We start from the raw sequence: 22,711 nt of genomic DNA, 5'->3' as shown, positions 1-22,711 counted from the left end.
CGGCGTTAATTTATCAGTTACCGCCTAGCAGTTTATCATTAGCCGCTTATCACTATTATGTTGCAAACTAGAAAAATGAATATTCGGAAAACAATCGCATTTTTTATTTTTTGAATATATGTCCAATATTGAAACCAATTTTTCCCTAAATAAGGAAAATTTGGTTTCAATAATTTGTACTACTAAATCCTTAACAAAAAACTTATGTGGGTAGCCATGAGCTGCATAATACTCTTCTTTCTTTACGAGTCCTACTCTCTAAAAGTTTTTTGTTTAACCATAATTGTTTAAATGCCGATCCTAAATGAATATCATTTTTATATTTTTTCATCTTTTTGATTCTGCGATAATCTTGTTAAAACCGCTTTATCTTACTTGGATAACCATACTTCTCGTACCACGGCTAGAGACAAGATAACCTGATAACCGACCCTAAATATCAATAAGTTTAATGAACCAAATTTTTTAACCTTTTCGACATAACACACCCCATCGGCAGTAAAGTATTTTTTTGAAATACTTTACTATTGAACGATAAGGGATTAATAAGGAAAACCAACCAATAATCTTCTATAAAGGTGGACAAATACCTAGTAAACCCTTTTTCCCCTTGTTTTTTTACAAAGCAAACGGAAAACTATCATACAGTTCTTGAATAGACTAAAACACATACTAGTGAATGTATTGGTGAAGCTTTATCGCGTTTCCATATAAAAAATAAACATATTGAAATTCTGCTATATACTCGCTTATGATCCGTAACTTATGCTTTGTTAAGATATTCACGCTGAAAGATACACATACGTAACACATCGTGGTAGCTTCCATTTACAAAAAATTCTTCTTTTAATTCTGCTTCTACAGCAAAACCCAGCTTTTTATAAATATGAATTGCTTTTTCATTTTGTTTATCAACAATGAGGTATAGTTTATGCAAGTTTAACGTTGCAAATGCATAGTTCATTGCTAATTTCGCTGCATGAATGGCATATCCTTTGCCTTGATGATCGGGGGAAATGATAATTTCAAACTCTGCATTGCGGTGAACATGATAATCAATATAAGCAATATCTACTAAACCAATTTTTTCTTTACCTTTTCCTTCTACGATAAAACGTCGTATATGATGATCCTGAGCTTGCTTCTCATACATTTCCTTTAACCTTGCAAATGAATAGTATGGCTCTTCAAACCAATATGACATAATTTTTGGGTCGTTAGCTAACTTGTGAATAAACGGTAAATCTTCTTCCTCTAAAACGCGTAATTGTAAATGTTTCTTCAATTTTATAAACCTCCATAATAACTTGTTACGAATAATTGTAAAATCAGTATAAACTGAACAAAGGCGCATAGCGCCCGGTTAACAACGTAGCGACTGGAGCGAATTAACTAAAGTTTTAGGAACCATGCTCCTGCAACAGGAGTATGCCGACGTGGGGCGGCAAGCCCGTTGTTAGTCGGCCTTCCTCTTAACCACGAACCGATGATGACTTATCGTAGGGCGATTCGTGAAGTTGCCTAGTTGCTGGGCGCTTAAGCCGGACGTGGCTATTCCATTATATCGGTACTCATAAGCCAAATTTTTATGCTTTCTTAACTCTTAAAAAAAGGAAACATATTATAATCTACTGCTTCAGATAATTATATATGTTTTACCACTCTAAAGAAAACGATACTGCTTACCACCTACGATATAGATGGATATGTTTGCTTTTTCTTAGGGTTAATGAAACTAGCTAATAAACCAGCACACCCAAATATAATAAACGTAAATGCGTATCCCCAAAGGTCAATGAATAAACCAGCAGATAAAGAACCAATTACTTGCCCAACTGCTAATAATAGAAAAGGAACGCCAATTCCGAGCGAAGCATTATGAATAAATACCCGAATTCCCCAAACAAGTATGACACCTGTTAAAAATATATAAGAGCCACCAAATATTCCTGCAGCAGAATATGCGATAAACCACTTTTCAGGCGAAACGGCTAAAAGGATAATAGCAACAGATAATAGTATAGTAGCAAATTTATAAGAAAAAGATAAGCCTTTCTTTTCTATGAGTGAACCAGAAAAGCCACCTAAAATACCTAAAACACCAATAACGACCCAAAATATGGATAATTGCCAATCCTCATATTTTCCAGCGCTTTCAAAAAAAGAACGTGAGAACGTCCAAAATACAGCTGAGCAAGTTCCTAATAGAACGGAAGCAACACCCAGTCTTAAAGCTCCCTCTACCCCTTTAATCGAATAATCTCCTCTTTTTAATATCATTCGGGTGGAATACATCGTTTCCTTTGGGATAATTTGGAGATTCCAAAGCAATGTTATACATGTTAAAAATGCATAAATAAAATAGGTGATGCGCCAATGTGGTGTTAATAATATCGCACCTAATCCAGAAACAATAATACCAATACTTGTACCAGAATTAATCCAAGTATTTGCTGTTCCTTGCTTTTTCTCTTCTATCCAAAGTGAAATCGCAGCTCCATAAGGAGGAGATACCAGCCCTGTACTAGCGCCGGCTAGTAGAACACCTAATCCAAGTATATAGATATTTGGTGCTGACCCCATCAACAGCAGCCCAAATAGTGCAGCAAGACCAGCGACAAAAATCATTTTCCGAGGACCTTTCTTAATAGTTATAAGGGTTGAAAGGCTTATCGTTAAACAAAAAGCTATATAGAATAATGCAGAAATGGTTCCAGAGGTAACATCAGAAAATTGTAATGAATCTTGTATATCAGGAAGTAGCAATCCGAAACTAAACCTAGCTAGTCCGTATGTGGAAGCGATCATTGCTATACCAGGTAAGATAAGCCGCAATAATTTCATGGTACCCCTCCTTGGCTTATATAGATAGATCGGTCTTTCTATTTTTATTTGCATATTTTCCTTATTGGTTATCATTTGCTATCTGCCTATCTGTGGAGAACCAAGTTAAGTACTTTTTCCACCTTGATTTTGACACATAACGTTTTAAAAACAAAAAATTACGAAGCCTGCTGGACAAGTTCCCGAGCCATCGCAATCGAGTGTGAGGTTGCTTTCTCTACGCCAATTAATGTCGCCATCGAAGCCATTCCTTCTAGCAATAAAGTAAATTGATTAGCCAAATCTTGCTGATTTTCCTTTCCTTTTTTAAAAGCTAATTGTTGAAAATAACGAAATAGTTTAGATTTATGATTTCTAGCTATGCTCTCTATTTCGTTATTTTCACCTGCATAATCTTCAATTGCTCGTAAAAACATATCTCCTTTAAACGAATACTCCTTTAACCACCGACTATGTGCCTCTACAGCAAGGATAAATGGAGAATCGGAGTCCACATCAACATATCGATCCAAGTAAGACCAGTAGCGCTTTTCACGTTTTTTGAGAACTTCTTCAACTAGTTTCTCTTTGGAGGAAAAATGATTGTATAATGTCATCGTTGCTACATTAGCTTCTGTAATAATTTGCTTTAAACCAACGCCGCGAAATCCTTTTTCGTAAAATAAACGTTCCGCAACTTCTAATAAAGCTTCTCGTTTCATTGATGAGCTCATATTTTTCACTCCTTATTACTGTAGAATGAACATTCTATCTATTATGGTAGCAACTCCTAAAATGAGCGTCAATTTTTAAAATATAGCATATTTGAACCATTTACACCAAACGAGAGGACATTGTTGCAATAACTTTCATTAAGGTAAATCCCTGAAACTTACCCTTTCTTTATTCCGTCTATTGCTTATGTATTCTGTTCTCTGGAGGTTAATCTCCAGAGAACAGAATAATCAACATCCATTCCAATTGGTTTCAGGAGTAAATAAACGATATCCGTCATCATTTGAAATGAATAAGGTGTATAAGTTTCGAAGCTGCTTTCAAAAGTATTGGCTAGTAAAAATCAACGATTAAGAGGAATTACTATACTGTCCCAGGTTCTTATTGGCATTGCCTATTTTTTTCTCTTTTGCAGCCATCTACTACCGATTTTCGGATAATTAAACGGATCAGACAGGTGCTGTTATCTCCTGCCTTGACATGTTCCGTACACACTCTATTACAATTAAGGTAAAAATCACACAGCACTTATATACGTAAATAAATAGTGTTGACTTACAGATTACATGGAGTGATTTCATTTTTCAGCAGGTTTAATCAGACCACTTTCCCTGCCACGATATTCAAGCTTTATTGGTTGATTATCTTCCATTGTTGCTTTGTATAACGTAATAGTTCCTGTTTGTTGTTTTCCATCGTTGATTGCCTCAGCATCAAAGTTTTCATCTAATGCAATCGTCCATACAGCTTGATTATCTTTTATTAATACAAGGGCAAGTGTTCCATACTGAATGACTTGATCCCAATTAAACGTTTCAGAAGTGGCTTTTGTTATAATCGTAATCCCTTCTGTGTTATTTCTCATCGCTACACTTTCGCCACCCCATCTCCCACGGGTAACTGCTCCTACTTCATAGTAAGAACCCCCTATTCCGCGATCACCATATGTAGCAATAAATTGCTGGAGCTTGGCATCTGGAGATTTATAGGTAACCGCAGCTATATCATTTGCTAACCAGTCTATTTTAGGTGTACTACTTATATCTTCCGGCAGCTTTTGGTGTGGCATTGCTAAAATACCTAATTTGGTCCGATAATATGTAGCCTCTTTTGTATCCACCTGCTTTTTTATGGATAATATTTGTTTAAAGTCAGGTGAAATGCTGATGATATTTTTTATTTGCTGATTAGTGGAAATGAACAACCAACTATTTGCAATTGCAAATATTCCAAAGCTAGTAATGACAAGTAGTCTCCATATTTTTGATAGACGTAGCAAAAACAAAAGCGCTAATGCTAAAAAAATAGCGAAACTTATATTAAACAAGTAAAACAGACGATTATCAACGTACTCTACTTGAGAGTAATTGGATTGAATAAGCAAAAAGCCAATCTGACCACTGAATAGTAAAACCGCTAATAGAAACAGCAACCAACCTGTTATACGTAATCTACTCTGTTTCAACTGATTCCACCTCCGATACGAATTTCCATGTTTCTCCGCCGTCGGTTGATTTAAATTTCCCTTTTACTTTTCCACCTTTATAATCTCCATTTGGCCCTTGTTGTACAAGCATGATGAGGTGATCACCTACTTTTTTAGGAGTTTCCGCAGTCACAAAATGTAGCTTATATTTATCTGGCACGTGAACTTTTGCTTGTTTCCATGTCTGCGCTGTATCTTTTGTTACATAAAGCTCTGGTGCTTCAGGGTTAATGGTACCATAGGACAGAAAGCCCGTGCTTTCATCAATAAATCCACCATTAGCAATCATTCTTGCAGTATTTGGTCTTGATACTTGTCTCCAGCTTTTACCGCCGTCAAAAGTAAGGTAAACACTGGAAGCTTCTTGAGACATCGTTCGACTACCTGAAAGTATGGTATAACCAAAATCATCATTCAAAAATGCTACTTTCCGAAATCGAATAGCTGGATAGTTTTCAACGATAACCGATGTTTGCCATGATTTTCCTTTGTTTAAGGAGTAAGTTATTCCAACAGATCTCTCTCCTTTTGGATGCAAAAATACCGTACGTTCTTTAGAAAGTATGTAACTTTGTGGTATCAGTTCATCCTCCCTTCCGTTGTAATCTCCAGCAAACAAAAGATGTTTCTCGATTGGAACATGAATCCAGTCTATGCCTTTGTTGTAGGTGACGAACAGTTGTTCATTTTCTATAGCATAATCGACAGTTTCATTTGCGACCAATGAATCAGTTGGATTTTCGTCTTCTTGTAAATCTGTTTCATCGGTCGCTTTCCCTTCTTCTGTATCGTGATCATCTATAAGTGAAGCTTTTGAAAGTGTTTGCTGGTAAATAACAGTAGCAATGATTAATCCAATCAACATAAGAGCAGAAATACCAGACAATATTGTTTTCATATGAAGGCTCTCCTTTTTTTAGAAAAATTTCATGCACAAAAGGGATATGTCATTTCGGTTTACACAAATACGTGCCGTGATAGAAAACTAGCTTTCTGTGCCTACATTAGCTTTTTAATCGAAAACTTAAAAATAAAATAACGTCATTCCAATGATAATAATCATCATGTCTGCGCATATATGAATGATCCATGAAGACCAGATCGTTCGATTTTTTTCATTTACCTTATGAAAGACCATAGCAATTCCCCAAAGACTGATAAAGCAAGTACTGATTAAAACAGGACTAAACCATAGAGCAATCATCGGAATATGGTAGGTTGCGAATAGGAGTGGGCTAAAAAAGTAGCCGATTTTTCTCGGCAGATGGAAAAAGATAAACCCGCGAAAAAAATATTCTTCCAAAAAGGAGTTCACAAATGTGATATAAATACCTACAAAAATAAACCCTGTCGCCGTTATTCCTAATCTGCTAGTTAAATCATATTTAATTTGATGAACGGAAAAATAAGGTGAAAGTAATAAATAAGCAACTAAAACAATACCAGCAGATAGTACACCGAGAAAAAGTAACCGTAACCAATTTTGTTTAGTTAATTTCTCTAAACTTAAAACATCACGGAAACGAAAATCGCCAAACAGCCTTGCATATATCCAAATCACGAGGAAAAATAAACTGATTTTACTTATCGTCTTTATGGGATAATTAATCTCTAGACCATGCTCTATAAACGCAAGCAAGGCGCAAATAAGGGTAGAGCTACTAATAATATAGGTGATTTTTTTCATCCTTTCCCCCCTCTGCGGCTTCTTTTTCCAACACCATTGAGCTCTAATAATATTATTTCACGTGAATAAAGGCTGGGGCGCCCGTTTAAAAACGCGTAGTGGATGGAACGAACCAATCGAGATAAAAGAAGCGTTCTACTAAAACAAGGGTATGCCAACATCTGGACGAAAAGCCCGTGGTTAGTCGACTTCCTCTTAGTGATGAAGCGATGATGACTTAGCTTAAGCGCAATAGAGTGAAGTCACCTAGTTGCTGGGCGCATGCTCCTGACGTGACTATTCGACCATTTCATTCACCACCAGCGTCCCATACTATCGTTTTCTATACATTAAAAAAAGCTATACTTTATCCTACCATATAAAAAGCCAACGATCACGAGGATTTCGTTGGCCTTTTATAATAATCGTTATAAATAACAAAATGCACATCCTGTAACTATAACTACTAATGAATATGAACACTTTTCAAATCCCCTTATACCCAAACCATTACTAGTTGAACAACCTTTAAAACGCTATGCTAAATTATTTTTCAGCAAATAAATTCATACTTAAATAACGTTCACCTGAATCTGGTGCAATACAAACAACTTTCTTTTCTCTTCCTAGTCGCTTTGCTACTTGAATGGCAGCAAAGACCGCTGCTGCGCCAGATAGCCCGATAAATATGCCTTCTTTTTGACCAAGTTGTTTAAAGAGATCAACGGCATCTTCATCTCTAATTTGCATAATTTCATCATAAATAGACGTATTTAATATCTCAGGTATAAATCCCGGACTCGTACCGACAAGTTTATGTTTACCTGGTTTTCCTCCTGATAAAACAGGCGAACCTTTTGGTTCAACCACAGCGATATGAATATCGGGAAGCTTTTCCTTTAACACTTCACCAGTACCAGTTACCGTTCCTCCAGTACCTGCTGTACACACAAACGCGTCCAGTTCCCCATTCATTTGCTCCAAAATTTCCAGAGCTGTTGTTGTTTTATGAATATCCGGATTTGCTTCATTCTCAAATTGCTGCGGAATAAAGCTTGCGGGATGTTCTTTTTGCAATTCCAGTGCTTTTTTGATCGCTCCAGGCATTTTTTCTTCGCTAGGTGTCAGTACAACTTCTGCCCCGTATGCCTTTAAGATATTCCTTCGCTCCGCAGTACTGTTATCTGGCATGACAATAATCGCTTTGTACCCTCTGGCTGCAGCATTCATTGCTAAACCAATTCCAGTATTTCCGCTAGTTGGCTCAATTATAGTATCACCTGGTTTTAAAAGTCCTTGTTCTTCGGCAACTCTTATCATATTATAAGCTGCTCTATCTTTGACACTTCTACTAGGGTTATACATTTCTAATTTCACATACAGATCTGCTGCATCATCAGGAACAAGTTTATTTAGCTTTACCATTGGAGTATCTCCAATTAGTTCACTGATATTTTCAACTACACGCATTTTCCATCCCCCTTTTATAACAAACATGCTATTTTTTTGATTCATCCGTTATCATTCTAATTAAGAGAGCGATTGTTTCAAAGACCTTTCTATTTTAATATGTGGGTTAATAGCAACGAGTGCTTGTAAAAATTGATGCTTATCTTGCGGAGAAATGCTCGTTACGTTAAATTTTCCGCAGTGAAGCACCATTCGATCTAGTGATAAAGCTGGTGCTGCAATTAGTGGATTTTTTTTCGCTTTAAAGATCACTTGAATCTCTTTAATATGAATGGTTTGGCGAACCGGTCCATAGCGGATTTTTAGTTTTTCACCGATAATCCGATAATCCGTACGAAACCAAAACCATAATAAAAGCCCAATTAATGGGAGAATCAGTAATACGGATAACAAGTTTCCTGTGCGGATCGGTATAAGCAACCCTATTATCGAAATTCCCCATAAGAGAATGGTAATCCATCGATCCTTCTTGGAAGGAAACACCATAGATTTTTCCTCCTGCATGTTTTTTCTTTATTATAAAAGGAATACAACTATTTTTCCAACCGTACCTATCGGATTAAAGTAATTTCTTTTCAGTAGTATCATCCTGTGTCACTTATTGATCGGAAAACTTCAATTGTGCGCGCTGATTAAAGAACACTTTATATGCTAAATGGAGGAAAATCACTACCGTTATAGCCACCGTACCAGCTACACCAAGCATAATTGCAATTTGATATTTAACCGCACTAACCGGTGAAGCTCCTGCGATGATTTGCCCTGTCATCATACCTGGTAAAAATACAATACCCATACCGACCATGGAATTGATGGTCGGAAGCATTGCGGAGTCAAATGCTTCATTAATAATCGAATGAGACGCTTCTTTAGGTGTTCCTCCAAGCATTAAAGCTGCCTCTACCTTTTCTTTTTGCTCCCTCATTCCAATGAGTAATTGGTTCACTCCTAGGGTAATCCCTGTCATGGCATTTCCAATAATCATGCCACTAATTGGAATGAACAGCTGTGGATTATACCACGGGTCTAACTGTAATACAACAAATAAAAAATAAACCATACTTACAGATATACCTAATACCATGGCAACAGCAATTGCCTTTTTGACCGATACATGAATTGCTACACTTGCACGTTTATATACATTGTAAATAGCAAACCCAAGCATAAATAAGACAATGACTAACGTGATCATTGGATGCGGATTTTCAAACACGATCATTAATAAATAACCAACAAGGATTAACTGTACAGTCATTCGTAACGTTGAAATAATGATAAGTTTCTCTCTTGGTATACCTTTTACACGGACAATCATCCATAAAATAACAATGAAGACATAGGCGAATAATAATTGCCAAAAAGTTAAATCTATCGAAGTTGTTTCATTCATTTTTTAAGCTCCTTTCTAATAATTAGCCGTTCCAAATTCAAAGCATTTTAATATCAATAGCTTGTTTGAATATGAAACCTGTAATCAATGCCCTTATATGACAGCAATTACGAGGCGTTTTTACTATATAAATTCATTTCAATAGTAACGTCTGCCACTCGTTCTGCTAGTCCAAGATCATGGGTGATCATAATTAACGATTTATTTTCAGACTTAATAAAATCAATAAACGCATCGATGACTTCATCCGCTGTATCGCTATCTAACGCGGAAGACGGTTCATCCAATAAAAAAACGTCGGCGTCTAGTAACGTGGCTCTCGCTAAAGCAAGTCGTTGCTTTTCCCCTCCTGATAAGTCGTTGGCTGGAGTATCCAATGATTTATGCAAAGATACACGTTTAAGAGCTTGTTGAAGTGTTACCTCATCCGCCGTACTTAGACCAGATAATCTTTGACCGATTTGCAAATTATCTTTAATCGTTCCCGGAAACATAACCGGCGTTTGCGGAACCATAGTAATAGAACGCCTTAGTTCAATCGGGTCCAATTGTTGAATATCGTTACCACGGTAAAAAATGGTGCCTTCGTCAGGAGAGTCCAAATGGTTTAATAATCGAAGAAAAGTTGATTTTCCACTCCCACTTTTTCCGATAATACAAACAATTTGATTTGCTGGAATTTCTAACTGACTTACTTCTATAATTTCATTTACTTTTACATTTTCAATACGAAACAATAACATATTTATCAACCTCACGACAGAATTTTTCACTATAAACGTCAATAATATATACTTACGTTATTCATTGAGCAATTGAACTTTCAAATAAAACGATAACAAAGCATGATATAAACAGAATTGTTTCATTCAACTTTTACTATAAATTATTTTCTTAGCTTAACCAAATAAAACGAATTCATAATAAAGCAACTTGCAAGAAACATTCAACCAGAATTAACAGATCCACGCAAGCGATTGCTCTTTTAGCAACATCTTATTTTGTCAGGCAATTCTTATAAAAAGAAATTATTTTCGTTCTTAATAAAGAACATAAAAATAAACCCAATAAAGGGTATCCGGGTTACCCCCTCCCTGTATAGCGCATACCCTGCAATTTTGTTATATCCCTGCATAATAAGATGGGATTGCTCATGTTTTACTAGACTAAGAAGCAATACAAAAACAAAAGGACAACCAATAAGCTAAGAACAGTTCATTGGTTTGCCCTTTCTACTAATTAGATAGTTTATTTTACCCACATATAAGGGGCTATAAGGATGTAGCTTCGGAGTTGAATAATCTGTATACTTCAACAGGGAGATAACAGCGCCTAAATGCCCCATTTTCTTAACAATCAGTGAGGATGAATGAAAACCCACCACTGATTGAAGAACTACTTTACACGAGCTTGTCTAAATATTTCCATTCAAACGATTGAAATGTACTAATAATATGCTCCCGATCATAATCCCATAAAGCTTGTTCTAACTCACACGTAATTGGAACATCACATTTAATTTCAGCGAGACGCCTTGATAAATGTAGCATTTTCATGTTTGCTTTCATCTTTGTTTGAACACCTTTTGGCAACGTATCTATATTTGCGATCATATCCTCAATAGTCCCATGCTCTTGGATTAATTTTAATGCTGTTTTTTCGCCAATTCCTTTGACACCTGGATAATTATCGGAAGGATCCCCCATTAACCCTTTCAAATCAATAATTTGTTTAGGATGGATGCCTTTCTTCTCATAGAAATTAGCTTGATTAAACAGGTCATAATTCCCTTGGCCTTTTTTCATAATGGCTACTTGGATACCATCGTCTACCAATTGCAAAATATCTTGGTCGCCGGTCAGAATCGTTACTTCATGATCAGCACCGTACATCTTTGCTAAAGTTCCAATACAATCATCGGCTTCATAATTCTCTAAGCCGATATTCGGCATATTAAAGCTATCTACCACTTTTTTGGCTAAGTCAAATTGCGGTATCAACTCTACCGGAGGTTCGTCACGATTGGCCTTATAAGCAGCATACATTTCTGTTCGAAACGTTTTACTTCCCATATCCCAACAGCATACGACGTGTGTTGGTTGAAATGTGTTCACTGCATCTAGAAAATAACGCAAAAATTGATAAACGCCGTTTGTCGGCACCCCTTCCCTCGTTTTCATAAAATTACCACGGAATGCAGTAGCAAAAAAACCTCGAAATAATAACGCCATGCCGTCCACTAACATAATTTGATGTTTGTTCAATGTTTATCCTTCTTTCTGTTTATAATCCGCTAAAATGGCAGACACTTCATGCTGTTTGTTGATTAATTCTGGCAGCGAAACGTTGGAAGTGATCATTTCATGATAGCTATCCATATGTTTTTGCAACTGTATAGCAATGTTCTCCTTTAAATCTGATATAAGCTTTGTCCATTGCTCTTCATAAAATGCGTACATTCGATGTTCATTTACATCCATATATTCCTTCACTATTGGCTGCAAAAACCCATATATTGCTTCTTTTGTTCGTTCCTTTTCGTTTTTGGCAAAAAAAGTTTTTTTGTTTTTGTATGACTGAGCCATACGATTTAATGGTTGATAGTCCATTGCTGGAAAGGCTTCGGGAAAAACAGGAGTAACTATATCTTTCCTGTCTATTTCCGCAAACATAAATGATGGATCAACGATTTGGCTTTGCTTTTCGATAAAACGGTATACATCCAGCATAGAATCATTCATAAATGCTTCTATTCGCAAAGAAACAGCTTGTAGTTCCCGCATCAACTCTGTTTGGCAGTATGCAAGCAAATTCTTTATGCAATCCAAAAGTTGCTTTCTTCCTTCTTTACCAGATTCCGTAATGGTGGTGGGATTAAACGTTTCTTTAAACATATCATGGAAGCGAATCGAAAACCGCTCCAGAACATAATATAGTTGCTTTTGAATTTTTTGTTTGACTTGGTTGAAATACGGAACAGCTTTTATGTTATCTATTATTTGTTGTATTTGCTGATGCTTTGTTTCAATGGATTGTTTCAACGTTTCTTTCTCTTGTTGATCTAACTTCTGGGAGGCAATGAATTGCTGAAGCTGTTGCTCCAATCGTTCTATATCCCGAAAAGCAGCTGCCACAGCCAATTTCGTTAAGTCCCGATGAATAAACGGATAAAAATCGGTTTCAAATGCTGCCATTAGCTGATCCGACTGTTTATGAAGTTGCTTTTCGCTTAATGCTTTCCTACTGGAGACAGGATACAGACGAGGAAAACGAATCCCTAATTGGGCTAATTGTTCCGTAACATATGTTGACACTAGCGCTAGTTCTTCCTCATCCTTTGCTAAATCAGCTGCATTAACGATAAAAAACATTTTATCTAATTGAAAGGAATCTTTTACTCTTCCTAATTGCATAAGGAAATTTTTGTCAGCTCGATTAAGCGCATGATTATAATACGTTACGTAAAGAATGGCATCGGCATGTTTTATATAATCAAAGGCTACATTTGTATGTCGCGCATGGATAGAATCTGCTCCTGGTGTATCGACTAGACTAATCCCTTGACGTGTTAGCTCACAATCATAATAAAGGTCGATCGTTTTGACAAAGCACGCCTTCGTTTCATCTGTCACATAGCTTGGAAACGCATCGATAGATAAGTACATCGCCTGACCTAAAAGTTGTTGCATAGAAGCATAGCCGTTTAAAACTGCTTGCAAATATGCTTGATACATGTTCTCTACCTCTTCGTGTCGGTATAGTTGTTCTTTATCTATCCATGCTATTAACTCTTTTAGACAATTAGATTCAGGAGAGAATTGTTTCGTCATCGTCATGATTTCTTTGACTAACTCCTCCTGTTTTTTTAATTGTACAATTACTGTTCCATGTCTATGTGTGTTTGTTACAGGGTGAATTCGATTGATGGCTGCTGTGGTTGGATTTGGCGATACTGGTAAAATAGCTTTTCCCATTAGTGCGTTTGCAAACGATGATTTACCAGCACTAAACGCACCAAATAATGCCATCGTATACGTGCGATTTTCCAAACGATACTGTTTACTTTTTAAATCATCCATGATCGATTGAAACCCTGGTAGATCTTTAACGATGCTCGTTGTCTGTTCGATCGCGTTAACAGTTGTCTCTACAGGATGACTTGCTCCCGTTTCTTTGCTAGATATTTGTTTTTCAACCGTTAATAAACAATCTTCGGAACCTGCCATTTGCCGTTCTTTCAATGCCATTGGTTGAGCTACAAATGTAACGCGTTGTTTTTGTTGGAATAAAATTTCTTCTATCTTTGCGATCGTCTTTTCCCGTGAAGGGACTTCATGATAGATCGCTTCTCTAACCAGGTTTTGTTTGCGGGTTAATGTTTTTTCTATCGCATGATAATGATTTAGCTTTTGCTCTATGCTGCTTATCTCCTTTAATTGGTCCATCAGTTTTGTGTATACAGGCTGGATCCGGTCCTGGATAGCCGCTTCTACCTGATCCCATAACGCATTCGCTTGTTGTTTCGCCTGAATTTTTATTTCGTGTGCCAAATCATTCGTATATTGGATTATGGATTCCCCATTAAGTGTAGCCCCGTGCTTGATTGTTTCTAGTAAATCCGCTTCTTTGATCAAAATCGTAAACTGTTGCAGCTCATCTCGCATTTGTATGTTATCCACTTTATATTCCTTCAACACTAGCAACCACTTATCCCGCAGCTTCCACTGTAATCCCGCTTCCACAGTTTTCTGTAAATCAATTCGAAATTCGTGTAAACGTTTTTTTCTTTCTTCACTCGTTTTTTTCTTTGTTCCTAATAAACCAACTTTGAAATCACGTTGCTGCGATTCTAAAAAGGACGCCGCTTTATCTCTTAGTGCGGCAGGCATTAAATATGCATTTTTTAATGTCTGCTGTAAAGCTTTATAAAAGTCCGTTTTCAAATCAGATTTCTTTTGCTCGTATGCATTCAATTTATTTTGGATAGTAGATTTTTTGCTAAGCTCTTCTTGTTGCTTCGTTGAAATGTAATATGTTTCTAATTCTTCTTCAAATTGCTCCTGAAGAAAGACAACATGTTGTTCTATTACGTCATTCAAGCTATGCTGACGGTCTAATAACTCCCACTTACGGACTGTTAATAGCTCGTGTAATGTGTGTTGAATTTCCTGAAATTGATTATGTTCTAAGTCAGGTTCATATAAAGAAGAATAAAATATTCTCTCCGGTTTGATTTCCCATCCATCGAATGTCTGTCTTATGCTTTCTTTAAAGCTAGTAAAAGTGAGCTCCGACTCTTTATGTTTATCAATTTGATTAATAATGACATAGAATGGTATATTTTTTGCTTGTAGATCTAGCAAAAATTGCAAATTCACTTCCGATTGTACATGATTATAATCCATCACATAAAACAGTGCATCCATTAGGTGTAGTGAACCTTCTGTCATTAATCGATCCGCATCATCTGCAGCATCAATACCCGGTGTATCAATAAACGCTGTCTTCGCTGGTAACAGTGGTTCTGATGTGCTGATTTCAATTTTTTGGATATTATCTTTATCCATGGAATATTGCTTCAACATATCGAGATCAAACGGCTCTTGGTATTCTTCGGGAGTGCTATGCTTGAAATACACCCGAACCCTACCCTTGCCAGATGTGATTTTAACGATATTCGCACTTGTTGGAATGGGACTGTTTGGTAAAATGTCCTTTCCTAGCAATGCATTAATCATGGATGATTTTCCAGCAGAAAAATGACCAGCAAAACAGATCATAAGCTCCTGACGCTTATATTTATCGTAAAGCTCAATTAATTTCTCTGCGCGAATATCATCTCCGTTTTCAAGTACTTGTTCATATACCGCAACCAGTTGATGTAGCACATGTGGTGCGGCTTCTTTCACCATGATGTTTTCCCCCATAATTCTCTCACGCATCCCTTATCCTTTGTACTAGCGTCTATTATACGAGATATGACCCTCTATTTCTACTAATAGTTTTTATTAATGGTTTACATAATAATATTATGATTCACTATTTACTTAAAGCTTCCGACTTCAATAAAGTGAAACTTCATTCAGTTAGGGTTTTCTTCCAACTCCTACTGAGTGTTAGTACCTAGAAGGGTAATCACCTAAAGGCCCTAAAATGAATCGGGCATGTAGGTACGTTTCCTCCCACTTAGACCTTTTGTATTAACTCATGCTTTTGAAGTGAGAGTCTTACGGCATCTACATGCGAGATAAATAGCCAAAACTAGAGATACAACACCTAAATCCTTGATTCGATCCACTAACCATGAAAAGAAATCCCCTCTATAGAAGGTTCACTTTATCTCGGTTTCTCGGGAGCTCGCGCCTTTATTCACAGAAGAAAAATCCGAACCACAACTCTTTAGGAGAGTTCTAACTAGTTCGGATTTTTGTATCTAAAGTAAAATGCTTTTATTAACAAAATTTATTTGGATGCATCCAACCTATTGGTGATTTTGCGCTTCAATGATGAGTGTCACTTTTTGCTTATTCTTCTAATAATCCATTTTCTATTAAAAACTGTTTGGCAACTTCGTCTACACTCTTCTCTTCAATATCCACTAAGTAATTTAAATTACGCAAAGTTTCATCTGTCAATATTTCAGCTAATGGCTTAGTTATTTCTTCAATTTCTGGATATTTTTCTTTAGTTTCTTCAGTGATAGCTAATGCGATGTTGTAAGGCGGGAAAAATTGTTTATCATCTTCTAAATTAATTAAGTCAAATGCTTCAACTCTTCCGTCTGTTGCATGACCATTTGCTAAATCGACTTCTTCTTTCGCTAAGGCCTTATAATTAAGTCCATAACTCATTTCTTTCACACTTCCATCTTTAAAATTAAAGTTATACGTTTTTTCCAAACCAGGTATTCCATCAGGACGATTTGCAAACTCTGAATCAGAAGCAATCGTAAATGGACTGTTAGATTCGTTCATATATTTACCTAAGTCACTTAACGTTTTTATTCCTAAGTTTTCTGCATCCTTCTTGCGCATGACTACAGTGTACGTATTATTTGCTTCTGCTAAATTACTCCAATATATTTCGTTTTCTGCTTTATCTATTTTTTTGACCTTATTAAAAGCTTCTTGTTTATCATTGATTGGCTCTTGATCTAAATAAGTAACTAAAGCTGTAGCCACGTAATCCCAAGTGACATCTACTTGCTTATTCTCTAACGCCTGCCGTAATGCAGCACTCCCCATATTGCTTTTTTCATCAACCACAAACCCATTATCCTCTAACAGCAGAACTGTCATTTTGGCTAAGAGAAATTGTTCTGTAAAGTTTTTAGCCCCAACTGTAATTTTCTTTTTATCACTACTACAACCAGAAATGACTAGACCTATTAAAATTAAGGCTATAACTAAGCGTTTCATCCATTATTCCTCCATATGTTGTATTTTTCTAGCTAGACGCAACCCTTTGGGATCAACCATCATTTGAACTCCCTTTAGTAGATAATCCATGGCAATAGCTAATACGGTGACTGGAACAGCTCCAGAAATGAGATAGGTATGATCAAACATTTGTATTCCAGTAAAAATCCATACCCCTAAACCACCGCCTCCAATTAAATAAGCAAGAGCAGCAGTTCCCACATTAATAACTAAAGCAGTCCGAATCCCAGCCATAATAGAATATGCTGCATGAGGAAGCTCTATTTTCCACAAAATTTGTAAAGAGGTGAGCCCCATTCCCTCCGCAGCATCGATTGTCTGCTTGTTAACAGATTCTAAACCTGCGATTGTGTTTTGCAGGATAGGCAGAAGTGAATAAATAAATAACGCTACAATGGCAGCTTTGATTCCAATTCCTAATATTCCCATGGCTAGAGCTAGTACAGCTAAGCTCGGAATCGTTTGTCCCAGATTTGCCATGTTCACAATGAGCCAATCCACTTTTTTAAACATCGGTCTAGTTACCAATATACCTAGTGGAACAGCAATCAATACAGCCAATCCGCCAGAGATGAATATAATTGTAATATGTTGCTTTAATAACGCAAGAAATTCAGTTGCTTCATTCGTAATATGAGAAAGCATATTGTTTGTTATTGCCCAATAAAAAAAAACTATTACGATTATGCTAAAAAATAGTTTTACTATAATGGCTATTCGCTTGTTCCAACTCATTATTTCACCCTTCCTATGTCACAGCAGCTTTTGCTGTTCTAAGCGAATAAATTGTTCAATTACACTTATATCTACCATTCCCAACAGCTTATCTTGTTCGACTACTGCGAGCTGCTGATACCCCTGATGTAATAACATAGAAAATACATGATGTAAAGAAGCGTCCAAGTTTATGGATGGCTTATCATTTATATCAGTAATGGAACATAAGTTTACTTCTTTAACTAGGTCCCTTAGCGTATAAAGTTTTAAACTTTTTAGAATACGATCTTCACCAACAAATTCCTCCACAAAATGGTTTTTAGGATGTAGCAATATCTTTGCAGGAGTATCGGCTTGCATCATCTCTCCGTTTCGCATTAATACAATTTTATCTCCCATTTTTACAGCTTCATCCATATCATGACTAACGAATAGTACCGTTTTTCTTACTTCTCGTTGGATTTGTAAAAACTCCTCTTGTAATCTTAAACGGATAATTGGATCAAGTGCTCCAAACGGTTCATCCATTAACATAATAGGAGGATCTGCAGCTAAAGCTCGAGCAACGCCAATACGTTGCTGCTGTCCGCCGGATAGCTCATGCGGGTACCTTCTACGGTATTCATCGGGGTTCATTCCAATTAACTCCATTAAATAATGAAATCGCTTTTTTTGTTTTTCTCTGTCCCAGCCTAATAAGTCCGGAACAATCATTACATTTTTTTCAATAGTCATATTTGGAAATAAGCCGTTGCTTTGAATGACATATCCGATTTGTCGACGGACTTTAATTTTATCAATTTGTTTAATATTTTCTTTATGAAGAATAATTTCCCCAGAGGTCATTGTTTCTAATTGATTGACTAATCGCAGTAAAGTTGTTTTTCCACACCCAGAAGGGCCAATTAAAATCGCCATCTCACCTTCTTTTACGTGCAAATTAATACCACGCAATGCTTGAACCTCATCATTATATACCTTGGAGACTTGTTTAAATTGAATCACGAAACCACCTCTAATTATTAATTCCTTTTGGCGTAAATTTTACTTGAACAAATTTTAAAATTAAATCTGCAACAATTGCTAATATAGAAACAACTATTGCGCCAGCTAAGACCATCGTATGGTTAGACCTAGAGATTCCCTGATTAATTAACACCCCTATCCCGCCCGAACCTATGAAAGCTGCAATGGTTGCAATCCCAATATTTAAAACTGTTGCCGTTCGTATCCCTGCCATAATAAGAGGCATCCCATTTGGAATTTCCACACGGATGAGTCGTTGAAAAGTTGTCATACCAATTCCTTTTGCCGCATCACGAATTTTTGGATCTACATTATTAATGGCAGTATACGTATTCCGAATAATAGGGAGTTGAGAATATAATATTAACGCTATTAATGCTGGTAAAAACCCAATTCCTTGATCAATAATAGAAAGCAACGGAATCATAATGCCGAATAAGGCGATACTAGGAATAGTCATAATAATAGAAGCTAGGTGTAGAATCGTTTCTGCTAATGCTTGATTCGTTGTTAAATAAACACCAAGAGGAACACCGATGAGTATAGAGATAATAATTGCGATACTTACTAGCTCTATATGCTCTATCGTATATTGAATAATTTGTTCAGCATTTTGATTAATAAAGTTTAGCAAACTTTCCATTTTATCAGCACCTCCCTTAAAAAGTCAATACAAAGTTTGTGACATATTTAACCATACCATGAAAGAATATGAACCACAAATGAGGGAAGGCTGTCCAAAACAGCTATAACAATATGTTTATTAAGGAAAACTTCTATTTTATTCGGTTTTAATAATAAATCCCATGTTTTTTTTAGATTTTGGCAATATTTCAAGATCAATTAACGAAAGAGAACAAACGTTCCCATTTTTCTAATGTAGCCCACGCATAAAGACAATCGTCTAGATATTTTGAATGTAGAAATTAAACTAGTAACCTTTTACAATCCCATTTCTCGTTCGCTATTACAAAGTGCAAATGTAACATTCAAGACTTTTTCCCTTTATGAAACGCATAACCCTTTTTAAAAGTTTCTTTATTTCATCGTTCGGTTTGAAGTTTATGCGTGATGAAAAATGTTTTTCTCTCCTATAAAAAGCATAGAGAATCTAGAAATACGGTAGATAAAGAAAATGATAGAGGATGTATTCTCGAAATCCTTATTACTTGTGGTTTAATCGGGGACTTAACCCTCTGTTAGCTGAAGTTTGCCTCCATCCTAACTTGTAAAGGATGGAGGCTTTCTGTTGTAAAGTAAGGAGCAAGTATAAAGGAAAGCTCTTCCATATGGCTTCATTTACCTTTCCGCTATTTGTAAGCAGTCTAGAAGTAAGACTGCTAGACTGGATATACACCGTGCTTTCTTTCCGTAAAGGTTACTTTTTTAGAATCGTAAAGAGAAAAGCGCATGTTTAACTCTTCTCGCAGCTTTTCAGGATCGATAATAGCGTCTACAACCATTTCTGATGCTAAACGATAAATATCGATGTCCTGTTTATATTCTGCTTGTTTCTCTTTAATAAAGGCAGGTCGATCCGCTTCTGGCAATGCTTGAATTTTGTTTGCATATACAGCATTCACCGCCGCCTCAGGTCCCATGACAGCAATTTGAGCGGTTGGGAGTGCAAGGCAACAATCTGGTTCAAACGCAGGTCCTGCCATAGCATAAAGTCCTGCTCCATATGCTTTTCTTACAATAACTGAAATTTTTGGAACTGTAGCTTCACTCATCGTTGCAAGCATTTTGGCTCCGTGACGAATAATGCCGGCGCGCTCCACTTTTGTTCCGATCATAAACCCTGGTACATCAACTAAGAACAATAATGGAATATTGAACGCATCACAGAGTTGCATAAATTTGGCTGCTTTATCCGCGGAATCTGGAAATAAAACGCCACCTTTCATTCGGGGTTGATTAGCGATAATTCCGATGGCGCGACCATCTATTCTTGCTAGCCCAGTGATTAATTCCGGCGCAAATTTTTTCTTTATTTCACAAAAGCTATCTGCATCAATTAACCGCTCAATAAGATCATACATATTGAAAGGAGCATTTTGGTTTTCTGGAATTAAATCAGTAATGCTTTTTTCAAAACTTTTGGCAGCTTTTGCTGCCTTTATTTCTGGTTTATGCCTAAAATTAGCTGGAAAATAGTTTAAATATAGTTGCGTGAACTCAATTGCTTCCTGCTCTGTTTTAGCTAACACATCGCCGACTCCAGAGACGGAACAATGCATCGCTGCACCACCCATCTCTTCTAAACTCACTTTTTCCCCAATGACTTTTTCAGCCATCCGTGGGGATCCTAAATACATCGATGCATTTCCATCAACCATGATAACTATATCGCAGAAGGCTGGAATATAAGCACCACCCGCTGCCGATGGACCAAACAAGAGACAAACTTGTGGAACGCGTCCAGATAATTTTATTTGGTTATGAAAAATTCGACCTGCCCCTCTTCTTCCTGGGAACATTTCTATTTGGTCAGTAATCCTTGCCCCTGCAGAATCGACTAAATAAACCATTGGTACTTCCAATGCCAATGCTGTTTCTTGGATACGAATAATTTTTTCCACCGTGCGTTTTCCCCAAGAACCTGCCTTTACCGTCGAATCATTTGCCATGATACAAACGGACTGACCATTCATTTTTCCAATTCCAGTTACAACTCCATCTGATGGTAATGTATCGTCCATACAATTTGCAAAAAAGGCATCTTCTATATCCAAATCACTGTCTAATAATCTTCGCAGCCGCTCTCGTACAAACAGCTTCCCTTTTTCTTCATTCTTTTGATGATACTTTTCTTTTCCACCGCTTTTAATCGCAGCTACTTTTTCATTAAATATCTTTCTGTAGGACATTCTCCCTTTCCCCCCGTTTAATTTCCCTGATAGTTTGGTGTTCGTTTTTCACGAAAAGCTTGTAATCCTTCATGACGATCATTCGTTGGAATGGTCTGCTGATAAGCAAGTCGTTCAATAAGTAGGCCTGTTGCTAAATCGGTTTCCATTCCTTTATTTATCGCCATCTTAGCTTGCCTAAGTGCAATAGGACCATTTTTTGCGATAGTTACTGCAAATTGTTTCACCCTGTCGTGTAATTCGCTTCCTTCTACAACTTCTTCTACTAATCCAAGCTGAAAGGCTTTTTCGGCAGTAATACGTTTAGCACTGTAGATTAATCGCTTCGCTTGCCCGATTCCGATTAAACGAGGCAGCCGCTGTGTTCCTCCAGCTCCGGGGATAATAGCTAAGGATGTTTCTGTAAGTCCCATCTTTACATGACGAGCAGCTATTCGAATATCACATGCTAATGCCAGCTCTAAGCCACCACCAAAGGCAACACCATTTAGAGCCGCTATAAGCGGCATGGATAAGTTTTCCACCATGGTTACTGTATCTCCAATCGCAGTAACCGCGGATATCACTTCTTGATCGGTCATCGTTGCTCGTTCTTTTAAATCTGCCCCTGCACAAAAGGCTTTTTCTCCTTCACCAGTAAGAATCGTACAAAAGATGGATTCATCCTGCTCCACTTTTTGAAGCACCATTTGTAATTCTTCTAATAATGGTTGCGATAACGCATTTGCTGCTTCAGGTCGATTTATTTTTACAATGGCAACGGATTGTCGCTTTTGTAAATCTATGAATTTCCCCATGCCTAACCCCCTTTCCACTTTGAACACTTAAAAGCTTACACATCCGCCATTATTCAAGGACCGCAATAACATCCCCTTCGTTGACAAAATCCCCTTCCTGTACTTTGAATTCTTTTATCGTACCAGACTGTTCAGCTGCGATTGGGATTTCCATTTTCATCGATTCAAGAATGACTACGTCTTGACCTTCTTCTACCTTTTCGCCTTTATCTACTGTTATCTTCCATACACTGCCTGCCATAGTTGCTTTCACTTCCATTTTAACATCCTCCTTGTTTGCGCTACTTTT

The 22,711-nt window shown here is 36.9% G+C and carries 19 protein-coding genes; all 19 read right to left on the bottom strand.

The features are described 5' to 3' along the window. Positions 1-763: 763 nt before the first annotated feature. The 19 genes from speG to D1839_RS10610 all read right to left on the bottom strand — a co-directional run bounded on the left by speG (position 764) and on the right by D1839_RS10610 (position 22,681). Complete coding sequence (gene speG, locus D1839_RS10700; RefSeq protein ID WP_120379893.1) at positions 764-1,285, bottom strand: spermidine N1-acetyltransferase; 522 nt, start codon at positions 1,283-1,285, stop codon at positions 764-766. A gap of 404 nt (positions 1,286-1,689) precedes the next feature. After that, positions 1,690-2,844: an MFS transporter gene (locus D1839_RS10695; protein ID WP_120379892.1), complete on the bottom strand. Its 1,155-nt coding sequence runs from the start codon at positions 2,842-2,844 to the stop codon at positions 1,690-1,692. Positions 2,845-3,002: 158 nt separating this feature from the next. Next, positions 3,003-3,557 carry a TetR/AcrR family transcriptional regulator gene (locus tag D1839_RS10690; RefSeq protein WP_120379891.1) on the bottom strand — a complete coding sequence of 185 codons (555 nt, stop codon included), beginning with the start codon at positions 3,555-3,557 and terminating at the stop codon, positions 3,003-3,005. Between the two features lie 578 nt (positions 3,558-4,135). Beyond that, positions 4,136-5,023 (bottom strand): hypothetical protein, encoded by an 888-nt coding sequence (locus D1839_RS10685; protein WP_120379890.1) that lies wholly within the window; start codon positions 5,021-5,023, stop codon positions 4,136-4,138. Then, the gene (locus D1839_RS10680; RefSeq protein WP_120379889.1) at positions 5,010-5,942 is read right to left on the bottom strand and encodes a WD40/YVTN/BNR-like repeat-containing protein; all 933 of its coding nucleotides are present in this window, start codon (positions 5,940-5,942) and stop codon (positions 5,010-5,012) included. Before D1839_RS10680 ends, D1839_RS10685 begins: the two co-directional genes overlap by 14 nt. Positions 5,943-6,068: 126 nt before the next feature. Then, on the bottom strand, positions 6,069-6,731 hold the full coding sequence (locus D1839_RS10675) for a CPBP family intramembrane glutamic endopeptidase (protein WP_120379888.1): 663 nt from the start codon (positions 6,729-6,731) through the stop codon (positions 6,069-6,071). Between the two features lie 525 nt (positions 6,732-7,256). After that, positions 7,257-8,180 carry a cysteine synthase A gene (cysK, locus tag D1839_RS10670; RefSeq protein WP_120379887.1) on the bottom strand — a complete coding sequence of 308 codons (924 nt, stop codon included), beginning with the start codon at positions 8,178-8,180 and terminating at the stop codon, positions 7,257-7,259. A 60-nt stretch (positions 8,181-8,240) separates the two neighbouring features. Continuing rightward, entirely contained in the window at positions 8,241-8,666 is a 426-nt protein-coding gene (locus tag D1839_RS10665) for a PH domain-containing protein (RefSeq protein WP_120379886.1), read from the bottom strand. Between the two features lie 112 nt (positions 8,667-8,778). Beyond that, on the bottom strand, positions 8,779-9,573 hold the full coding sequence (locus D1839_RS10660) for an ABC transporter permease (protein WP_120379885.1): 795 nt from the start codon (positions 9,571-9,573) through the stop codon (positions 8,779-8,781). Between the two features lie 107 nt (positions 9,574-9,680). Continuing rightward, the gene (locus D1839_RS10655; protein WP_286164779.1) at positions 9,681-10,316 is read right to left on the bottom strand and encodes an ABC transporter ATP-binding protein; all 636 of its coding nucleotides are present in this window, start codon (positions 10,314-10,316) and stop codon (positions 9,681-9,683) included. A gap of 657 nt (positions 10,317-10,973) precedes the next feature. Continuing rightward, positions 10,974-11,837 (bottom strand): 5'-3' exonuclease, encoded by an 864-nt coding sequence (locus D1839_RS10650; RefSeq protein ID WP_199690071.1) that lies wholly within the window; start codon positions 11,835-11,837, stop codon positions 10,974-10,976. A gap of 3 nt (positions 11,838-11,840) precedes the next feature. Next, positions 11,841-15,485, bottom strand: a complete 3,645-nt coding sequence (locus D1839_RS10645; RefSeq protein ID WP_158589643.1) for a dynamin family protein — start codon at positions 15,483-15,485, stop codon at positions 11,841-11,843. Between the two features lie 612 nt (positions 15,486-16,097). Then, positions 16,098-16,991, bottom strand: a complete 894-nt coding sequence (locus D1839_RS10640) for an ABC transporter substrate-binding protein (protein ID WP_120379883.1) — start codon at positions 16,989-16,991, stop codon at positions 16,098-16,100. A 3-nt stretch (positions 16,992-16,994) separates the two neighbouring features. Next, positions 16,995-17,747: an ABC transporter permease gene (locus tag D1839_RS10635; RefSeq protein ID WP_120379882.1), complete on the bottom strand. Its 753-nt coding sequence runs from the start codon at positions 17,745-17,747 to the stop codon at positions 16,995-16,997. A gap of 18 nt (positions 17,748-17,765) precedes the next feature. Beyond that, positions 17,766-18,734: an ABC transporter ATP-binding protein gene (locus D1839_RS10630; RefSeq protein ID WP_120379881.1), complete on the bottom strand. Its 969-nt coding sequence runs from the start codon at positions 18,732-18,734 to the stop codon at positions 17,766-17,768. Between the two features lie 10 nt (positions 18,735-18,744). Continuing rightward, positions 18,745-19,398, bottom strand: coding sequence for an ABC transporter permease (locus D1839_RS10625; protein ID WP_120379880.1), 654 nt, complete (start codon positions 19,396-19,398; stop codon positions 18,745-18,747). A 697-nt stretch (positions 19,399-20,095) separates the two neighbouring features. Further along, entirely contained in the window at positions 20,096-21,625 is a 1,530-nt protein-coding gene (locus D1839_RS10620) for an acyl-CoA carboxylase subunit beta (protein ID WP_120379879.1), read from the bottom strand. Between the two features lie 17 nt (positions 21,626-21,642). Next, positions 21,643-22,422, bottom strand: coding sequence for an enoyl-CoA hydratase (locus D1839_RS10615; protein ID WP_120379878.1), 780 nt, complete (start codon positions 22,420-22,422; stop codon positions 21,643-21,645). Between the two features lie 49 nt (positions 22,423-22,471). Beyond that, on the bottom strand, positions 22,472-22,681 hold the full coding sequence (locus D1839_RS10610) for an acetyl-CoA carboxylase biotin carboxyl carrier protein subunit (protein WP_120379877.1): 210 nt from the start codon (positions 22,679-22,681) through the stop codon (positions 22,472-22,474). Between the last annotated feature and the right edge of the window lie 30 nt (positions 22,682-22,711).

Origin of the sequence: Roseburia sp. 1XD42-34, assembly GCF_009917385.1 — a bacterium.
GTDB lineage: Bacteria > Bacillota > Bacilli > Bacillales > Amphibacillaceae > Virgibacillus.
This window is presented reverse-complemented; position numbering and strand designations above follow the sequence as displayed.

Bases quoted from the DNA above. Each gene is read 5' to 3' on its own strand.
- D1839_RS10695 (WP_120379892.1), bottom strand. From the start codon at position 2,844: ATGAAATTATTGCGGCTTATCTTACCTGGTATAGCAATGATCGCTTCC.
- D1839_RS10690 (WP_120379891.1), bottom strand. From the start codon at position 3,557: ATGAGCTCATCAATGAAACGAGAAGCTTTATTAGAAGTTGCGGAACGT.
- D1839_RS10680 (WP_120379889.1), bottom strand. From the start codon at position 5,942: ATGAAAACAATATTGTCTGGTATTTCTGCTCTTATGTTGATTGGATTA.
- D1839_RS10675 (WP_120379888.1), bottom strand. From the start codon at position 6,731: ATGAAAAAAATCACCTATATTATTAGTAGCTCTACCCTTATTTGCGCC.
- cysK (WP_120379887.1), bottom strand. From the start codon at position 8,180: ATGCGTGTAGTTGAAAATATCAGTGAACTAATTGGAGATACTCCAATG.
- D1839_RS10665 (WP_120379886.1), bottom strand. From the start codon at position 8,666: ATGGTGTTTCCTTCCAAGAAGGATCGATGGATTACCATTCTCTTATGG.
- D1839_RS10660 (WP_120379885.1), bottom strand. From the start codon at position 9,573: ATGAATGAAACAACTTCGATAGATTTAACTTTTTGGCAATTATTATTC.
- D1839_RS10655 (WP_286164779.1), bottom strand. From the start codon at position 10,316: ATGTTATTGTTTCGTATTGAAAATGTAAAAGTAAATGAAATTATAGAA.
- D1839_RS10645 (WP_158589643.1), bottom strand. From the start codon at position 15,485: ATGGTGAAAGAAGCCGCACCACATGTGCTACATCAACTGGTTGCGGTA.
- D1839_RS10640 (WP_120379883.1), bottom strand. From the start codon at position 16,991: ATGAAACGCTTAGTTATAGCCTTAATTTTAATAGGTCTAGTCATTTCT.
- D1839_RS10635 (WP_120379882.1), bottom strand. From the start codon at position 17,747: ATGAGTTGGAACAAGCGAATAGCCATTATAGTAAAACTATTTTTTAGC.
- D1839_RS10625 (WP_120379880.1), bottom strand. From the start codon at position 19,398: ATGGAAAGTTTGCTAAACTTTATTAATCAAAATGCTGAACAAATTATT.
- D1839_RS10620 (WP_120379879.1), bottom strand. From the start codon at position 21,625: ATGTCCTACAGAAAGATATTTAATGAAAAAGTAGCTGCGATTAAAAGC.
- D1839_RS10615 (WP_120379878.1), bottom strand. From the start codon at position 22,422: ATGGGGAAATTCATAGATTTACAAAAGCGACAATCCGTTGCCATTGTA.
- D1839_RS10610 (WP_120379877.1), bottom strand. From the start codon at position 22,681: ATGGAAGTGAAAGCAACTATGGCAGGCAGTGTATGGAAGATAACAGTA.